The sequence below is a fragment of the Dolichospermum sp. LEGE 00246 genome (assembly GCF_015207865.1).
Lineage (GTDB): Bacteria > Cyanobacteriota > Cyanobacteriia > Cyanobacteriales > Nostocaceae > Dolichospermum > Dolichospermum heterosporum.
Genome location: NZ_JADEWA010000004.1, coordinates 1 through 1,377, shown reverse-complemented (window position 1 = coordinate 1,377; position 1,377 = coordinate 1). Strand labels below are relative to the sequence as shown.

Sequence of the window (1,377 nt, the reverse complement as noted above, 5' to 3'; positions counted from 1 at the left end):
TTTAATTTAGTCCTTGTGAATTATATATATACTCAACACAGCTTATTCATTTGATTCTGTGGGTGGGGGTAAAGCAAAAGCTCATTGGTGTCAAATTAATGTTAACTGGGCGGTTAGAAACCGCGTCTACACAGGCAAAACCCAGATGGTGCGTGGGTTTAAATTCCCTGATTTTTCCTTAGTCCGCGTAGGCGAACTTTGTTTGTATAGCTGCGTATCCCTAACGGGAGGCGAAGCCATATTCTATTCGCCAGGGACTATTACTCAGCAATTATTTACTAGGTATAGTGAGGGGAAAATTAAAAGGGAGAACATTTTGGTCAGTCTTAGAATTTAATGCCCAACCTTTATTAACCCAAACAAGTTTTCCAGAAAAATTATAAGTCCCAGCGGGAAGAGGCTTTTCATCCTTTGCCGGATAACTAATCGGGAATTTACGGCTACTTTCAGGTACTATTGATGTAGGTTCACTTACCTGACTGACAATTTCCTTATCCCCTTGTTTAAGTGTCCATTCAATATAGGGACGGGTTGAACCATTACCAGTATTTTGGACACCAAGTAATATTTGTCGTTCTTTAGGATTATATTCAACGCCTGTAATGTTGAAATTGGGGGCAATCTTACCTTGACGAGCATAAACGGTTGCCCCAATTCTCGTGGCCAGACCCATTGTTACAGTGACTACATCCTTAGGTGCATTGGGGTTATCAGGAGATTCAGTTAATGATTGAACATACACTACTGCCCGATACTCTTTATTAGTGATATCTTTGGGAATACGAGTCACGAGTCGCACCTGTCGAGATTGTCCTGGTCCGAGTGTTAGCTCACGGGGAGAAAATACAATACAAGATAGGGAGTAAGGTCGGCTTTACTATTAGGTTCTGGACGGAATCCTCGATCCGTATAGGAAAAAGGTTCGGCATAGAGTCGAGCGCGAATAGGGGCAGTGGTGCTGGCATTCACGATGTTAAATACCCCTTCGGACTGGCCACCTTCGCTATTTAACTCGACAATGCTTGGAATCAAATTTAAGGATTGTGCTTGAGCCATTTGGTTAGATAGCACCAGAGGGAGTCCAATAAAACTTCCCCAAGTAAGGGCGCGGATACCAAAATTAAGGATATTTTGCAGAGGAGAAGGGTAAATAGTAAACATAGGTATACTCAAAATAGCTCTACTGAGTTTGTCGGCTGTATTGCTTGTTATTAAGGTTAAATTAATCCAGCCATGCAGATAACTTTCATGGCAGGTATCTACATGGCTATGGGAACGCAGATTCAACTTTTACTAATCTCCAGAAATTAAATATGGGTATTCTAGTAGTCTGTCAACCCGAAAATGACGGGTGACGGCAAGCAGGGGGGGTAGGGG

The 1,377-nt window shown here is 42.3% G+C and carries 2 protein-coding genes; both read right to left on the bottom strand.

What is annotated here, in order from left to right; genetic code table 11:
• Positions 1-271: 271 nt before the first annotated feature.
• Positions 272-790, bottom strand: coding sequence for a hypothetical protein (locus tag IQ228_RS00600; RefSeq protein ID WP_193961937.1), 519 nt, complete (start codon positions 788-790; stop codon positions 272-274).
• Positions 791-825: 35 nt separating this feature from the next.
• Positions 826-1,161: a hypothetical protein gene (locus IQ228_RS00595; RefSeq protein WP_193961936.1), complete on the bottom strand. Its 336-nt coding sequence runs from the start codon at positions 1,159-1,161 to the stop codon at positions 826-828.
• Between the last annotated feature and the right edge of the window lie 216 nt (positions 1,162-1,377).